Source organism: uncultured Veillonella sp. (assembly GCF_905209685.1).
Classification (GTDB): domain Bacteria; phylum Bacillota; class Negativicutes; order Veillonellales; family Veillonellaceae; genus Veillonella.
In genome coordinates this window covers 1-6,319 of the sequence record NZ_CAJLUB010000107.1, presented here as the reverse complement: position 1 = coordinate 6,319, position 6,319 = coordinate 1, and the positions used below count along the sequence as shown (strand labels likewise).

The 6,319-nt window shown below is 37.4% G+C and carries 5 protein-coding genes and 1 pseudogene; all 6 read left to right on the top strand.

Annotation, left to right across the window (positions count from 1 at the left end):
* Nucleotides 1-233: pseudogene (locus tag QZ055_RS07515) on the top strand (LTA synthase family protein); the annotation flags it as partial.
* Nucleotides 234-329: 96 nt separating this feature from the next.
* Entirely contained in the window at nt 330-1,085 is a 756-nt protein-coding gene (locus QZ055_RS07510; RefSeq protein WP_105090005.1) for a glycosyltransferase family 2 protein, read from the top strand.
* A gap of 66 nt (nt 1,086-1,151) precedes the next feature.
* Nucleotides 1,152-3,173, top strand: a complete 2,022-nt coding sequence (locus QZ055_RS07505; protein WP_295825745.1) for an LTA synthase family protein — start codon at nt 1,152-1,154, stop codon at nt 3,171-3,173.
* A gap of 105 nt (nt 3,174-3,278) precedes the next feature.
* The gene (locus QZ055_RS07500; RefSeq protein WP_295825743.1) at nt 3,279-4,364 is read left to right on the top strand and encodes a glycosyltransferase family 4 protein; all 1,086 of its coding nucleotides are present in this window, start codon (nt 3,279-3,281) and stop codon (nt 4,362-4,364) included.
* 42 nt (nt 4,365-4,406) lie between these two features.
* On the top strand, nt 4,407-5,351 hold the full coding sequence (locus QZ055_RS07495) for a DUF535 family protein (protein ID WP_295825740.1): 945 nt from the start codon (nt 4,407-4,409) through the stop codon (nt 5,349-5,351).
* A gap of 73 nt (nt 5,352-5,424) precedes the next feature.
* The coding region (locus QZ055_RS07490; protein ID WP_295825737.1) for an O-antigen ligase at nt 5,425-6,319 on the top strand (895 nt) is incomplete at its 3' end.

The following is a 6,319-nucleotide window of genomic DNA, read 5'->3' as shown; positions in this document are numbered from 1 at the left end:
AAATCATTCCAACCTTGGCAGAACTTGTAGGTCGTCCTGGTCAAACCTATGAAGCCATGGTACCAAGCTTGTTTACACAAGAGAAATTTGTCTTTAACCATAGACTCTATCTAGATAACAATGGAAAAGTTATGGAACAAGGCACAAATATGCCTCAAGCCTATGGTGATGTGATTAAGAACATGCGCGAACTCGCAGCATGGCGTATCAAACATGGGGATAGTATTCAATAATTTTTGTATACGATACATATGGTAGATATCATATTTGTATCTACCATATGTATCTACATAGTAAATTAACGGGATTTGTAAGTTAAAGGATGATCTATGAGCACTGTGACGGCTATTATCTTAGCTCGCAACGAAGAAAAACATATTGTAGATTGTATTAAAAGTATTCAATTTGCTGATGAAATATTAGTTATTGATGATGGAAGTACAGATCAAACGGTACCTCTTGCTACTAACTTGGGGGCTAAAGTTATACCACATCCTCTGAATGGAGATTGGTCACAACAACGGAGATTTGGTATATCTCAAGCGCATTCTGAATGGATTCTATTTATAGATTCGGATGAGCGTGTATCTCCTCAATTAGCAAAATCAATTCAAGAATCTATTAAAGGAGAGCCAAAGGCTTATTGGCTACGAAGATATAATTTATTCCATCACAATCCAGCTACTCATGGTGTGGTGAGACCTGATAAGGTGTTACGATTGATGCCTCGAGAGGGAGCCACTGTGGAAGGTGCTGTTCATGAAGCCTTTATCAGTCCGTATCCACAAGATACATTAGAGGGAAAATTGTATCACTATACGTATGATAACTGGCATCAGTTCTTTGAAAAGTTCAATAAATATACTACAGCAGCGGCCAACAAGTACAAGGCACAAGGGAAGTCTTGTAGTTTTTTAGGGGATATTATATTGCGTCCAACATGGGCATTTTTTAAGATATATATTTTGCAAGGCGGCATATTAGATGGAAAAATAGGTTTTCTATTATCTATTTACCATATGATGTACACCATGACGAAATATGTAAAATTATATTATTTAAATAAATCGAATGGGCAATTATAATTGGTGATTTAGTATAGTAGATTGCTATGGGGAATTATTGTTCTTAAAGTAGATATGGAAGTATAAATGAGTGAACAATTTTTTCTATCCCTACAACAAAATATAAAATTAATGCTTTGGGCTCCTATATTGAGCACCATCTTTCGAATTGTATTTATGATTGTGTATAATCCCTACCCCACATGGAAGGGGCGCTGGAAATCTGTAGTAGATTCATTGCGTTACGGCTTCTGGTGGGGCATGGATTTTGATGCTTATGTATTCTTACTACCCTTAGTTTTGGTAACACTCCCTGGACTATGGTTTGAAGGATACCATCAAATAGAGGATTCCTTACGATTGGTGGGGCTAACGATTTATTCCTGTGTTCTGTACGCAGCCTTTGCAGGAAAAATGATCTTCTACAAGCATTTCCATGATACGTACAACTACATGGTTCATTATGCAAATCATGCAGAGAAACATAATTTGATTGATGTATTCTTTAATCAAGATAGAGGCATTCTTGTCATCTTAGGATTGATTCCTATTACATTTATATCCTGGTACATGGGAGATTTCTTCTTGTCCTTGCCATCAATACCGTATCCAAACATCGAAGGAACATGGCCTACGGTAGCTTGGAATATAGGACTTGTGGCTGCCTCTGTGTTAGGTTTCTATTGGTTCCGCTATGGTGGCACCTTATCTCATGATGATAAACCAGAATGGGATACGATTCCTACAGTGGTAAAAGAGGATATATTCTTTGCTCGTGCAACAGTGCCAGATCTATGTGCTTTAGAAACGGTACTCAAACATCCGCTACGTGATGAATATACAGCATCACCTGAGGATATTGATGACGCCATACACCGTATTGTTCCTGACAAATACAAAGATTCCTGGCAGGATTTGAGCACACCACTTCATGCATTTAAGCGCGTTGCATCAGGTCCTCGTATTGATAAACCGCAGCATATTTTCTTTATTGTTGGTGAAAGTATCCCTCAATGGTCTCTTGATGAACCTTATAAGGATCTCAATATTTGTCCTGGTTTATGGGATTTTAAAGATAATCCTCATACGGCACAAGTACCTAATTTCTTGCCTGCTGGTAATGTGTCTCGTCCATCCATTGTAAGTCTATTATCCGGCATCTATGATGCGGGTATGGAAATCAACGAACGGGAAGCCTTTTGGCATGAGCCGTTGCCGACCTCTTTGGCAGCTCAAATGAAGCGATTAGGCTATGATACGATTTATTGGTATGGTGGTAATGCGTCGTATGGCAACTTTAATCACTTTGGTAATGCTCAAGGCTTTGACCGCGTAGAAAGCGCTTCTGTGTTCTGTGGTCCCGATGCTCCTAAAACGTGGGTAGGCGTCTATGACCATGTCTTTTTAGAACATATTGAACAGGAAATCAAATCGTTAGAACATCCTACATTCCATTTTATTTATACTACATCCAATCATGGTCCTTATAAAATGGAGGATTCCTTATTAGATTATGATCCTGAAAAGGTCATGCCGAACCTTGGTGATGATCTAAAATCCAACAAGAAACGCAATAAAGAATTGGCTACCTATCGCTATAGTGATAAGGCAATTTTTAACTTTGTACGTGCTATGAAAGAGGCTTTTCCTAATAGTTTATTCGTTGTCACCGGTGACCACTCGAATCTATTTGGCGCTTTGAATAATACATCCTTAATCCAACGGGATTATACCTTGCGCGACACATTCTGTACCGTAGGACTATTGCAACATCCTGCTTTCACTAAGGACAGTATTACAGCGCCCATTGGCACGCATATGAGCCTCATGCCTACGATCATTGAAGCCATTGCACCAAAGGGTTTTGAATATTATTCCATTGTGCCGTCCTTGTTTGATAAACAGCCCGATACGTTAGTTACGCCATACCAGTGGATTACGCCGCATATGATGGGCGATGTACGTATGGATTATGGTGAAAGTAACACACCGTCTTATAAACCGGTTGAGCCAATTCGTCCCATTGATAATCATGAGGACGATGCGCGAGATTGGACATTGTTGACCATGTGGCTTATTAATCATGAAGACAGTATGAATGAGTCGTAGTATAATTAAACAATGATATCTATTGATGTATATGTAACCAGTATTTCGTATACATCAATAGATGCTACTATATGTGTATTGATCTGTGTATGATAGGAGGAACCTATGTCTATAATCAATGTTGTAGGCGCCAAAATTTGGGGTGGCGGTGAACAATATGTATATGATATTTGTAAGCAATTACAACAACGACATAGGACTGCCTATATCTTAGTGGACCAATCGAATGAAGATATGCAATCTCGGTATGCCCAAGTGGGCCATGTGATGACTGCCAATCTCTATACCTTAAAGGGTTTTCTATCTGTTAATGCCGTGGCTAAACAGATGAAAGAACAGGGGATTAATACGATTGTATGCCACTCCGGTAAATATATCTTATTCTGTATTGCTCTTAAGCAGTTAACAGGTGCTAAATTGGTATTTATAAAGCATAATCTTGTACCTGGTAAAACAGATATATATCATAGATGGATCAATGCACAAGTAGATGCCTTTGTTTGTGTGTCTAAACTTGTTTATGACGATCTTATGACGCCTGCTATTAAGGATACTAGCAAATACCATGTTGTATATAATGGTATTGATCCGAACCGATTCCAGTCCTTTTCAGATGCTGTTCCCATGAAATATAAGGTTAGAACCTTTGGCTATAGTGCGCGTATAACAGAGCGTAAAGGGTTATACTTGATTTTAGAGGCTCTTGAACAAATCCATAAAAAGAATCCTGTAGTACGCTTGATTATATCTGGTGCTGGCACAGAGGATCAAATTAAAAAGCTGAAAAACTATATTGATGATCATCAAATGGATTCATATGTAGATTTTATTGGCTTTACTCGTGATATTGAAGGTTTATATAGATCGATAGATTGTTTATTATTACCAACTATTACACGTGAAGCTTTTGGTCTCGTAATTTGTGAAGCCATGTATTGTGGTGTACCTGTTATTACAAGTGGTTCAGGAGCACAACGAGAGATTATTGATCATGGCAGTTCTGGATTTATTGTAGATCCTTTAAATAAGCATAGCTTACAACAAACTATGGAATATATTATGAGTGATTCTGTTGATTTACCAAATATCATCACTCATGCACGGCAGGTTGTGGAGGAACGATTTATCGTTACTCGCGTTGCAGATGAATTAATTTCGATTATAGATAATTTACAATCCACTAATCATTGATAATATAATTTATCAGTTTATAAAAGCGGATAGGAGCATAAGATGGGATATTTACAAACACAATGGCAGCGAGGTCGTAAGATTTACGGCAAGCGTAGTTGGAGGGAAACACGTCGTACATTCCTTCATACAATGCGCTCCATACGCAATAAAAAGGAAATAGAGGAGTTAGAAAACTATTTTGCTAACTATATGCCTGATACCTCTTTATTAGACCGCCAAGTAGGTTTATTTGAGTTGATGACGCGATACTTTTTGTTTAAAAGCTCAACACCACAGGAACGATTAGAGGCTATCATTAATCATTTTGATTATTTGAAAGATGTATTTACAGATGAAGCAATTCGTGAAATGTACTCTGTAGATCCAGATAATATTTATGACGATGTGAGTCGTATGAATCGTGGTTTTATTGTATGGGAATCAGAAGACCTTGATATGGTCGCTCGCTTATACTATGGACCAGGTCAACGAAAAGAAGGTTTTTTGACCTTGTTACTAACATTGGGCAAACAAGGTGTATACCATGCTAACTTCCGTTTTGGGAAAGGCTTTAATGGGGAGCCTGCCATGTGGATAGGCACTATTCAAGGTTATAAAGATGGTCTTGATAATGCTAAAACAGTTACTAAAAAGATGTTTGGGTATCGCCCGAAAAACTTTATTATGTTCCTCTTGCGTCATATAGCAGCCATTTGTAAGGTAGAATCTATCTATGCTGTATCTGATGAAGGTTTCTATGCTAATACACACTTAGTTCGCGGTCATCGTGCTAAAGTTGCAGAGCTAGATCCATTATGGGAGGAATCTGGTGGTGTAGTATGCAGCGATGAACGGTTTTTCAAAATTCCATTGGAGGAATACCGAAAACCAATCGAGGAAATTAAGTCACAAAAACGTAGTCAATATCGTAAACGCTATGATTTACTCGATCAATATGAGCAAGAAATACAAGACCATGTAAAACCATTATTACGAGTAAAATAGACATCTATAAAGTAAAAGAGTTGTTAATATAATGAAAATTAGATTGTAACTATTTAGGGATAAAGGGGGTAGTATGCAATCTTGGATACTTAAGAATTCGGAGATGGTACTGACAGTACTCATTTCACTTATGATATGTACGACACGGTCCTCTATGGCATTGGGAAATTTATTATATGGTCTCATTATATTGATGACCTTAATAACTTGTTGGTATAGACGACATGAAATCTCTGTACCACAATCGATACGCCAATATGGGTGGGCTTATTTAGGCATGCTACTATGCGTATTGCCGTCTGCATTAATTAGTACAGATATAGTGGTAACTACCAAATATTTCTTTAATATTTGGGTTTGGAAGGTATTAATCATCGTACCAATCCTGTTATGTATTAAAAGTTCTCCCAAATTATACACCATATTATCAGTGTTTTTTATATATATGGGCATTGATGCTTTATCTGCCTTTGTACAATATTTACTAGGATATAATGTAGGTCCAGGAGGTCGTGCAGGTGGCGTTATTTATGGATCTATTATGGGATTAGCTATGTTGTTAACATTAGCTTTTCCATTAGCTTTAATTGCCATCTATGATACAAGATTTCCTTCGTATGTAAGAAAATCAGCTATATTTTCTTTATTTGGTATGTTATTGGGAATGTGGGGGAATCAAAGCCGAGGTTCCTGGTTATTTAATGGTATTAACGGCGTACTTATAACATTGCGCTATTGCTTTGTTAATATTCGCTATATATTAGTACTATTTGTGACTGTTGTAGGCATAGGATATGCATTTACTAGTAATCAATCTTATATGGAGCGTTTAGAAAGTACTTTTAATATAACTACTGATGGTTCAAATTTAGGCCGTATTTATGTATGGGAAGCAGATAAGCATATGATTATGGACCACCCTGTAACAGGTGTTGGTCCTGGATTATGGCAAAAAACATATCGAGAGC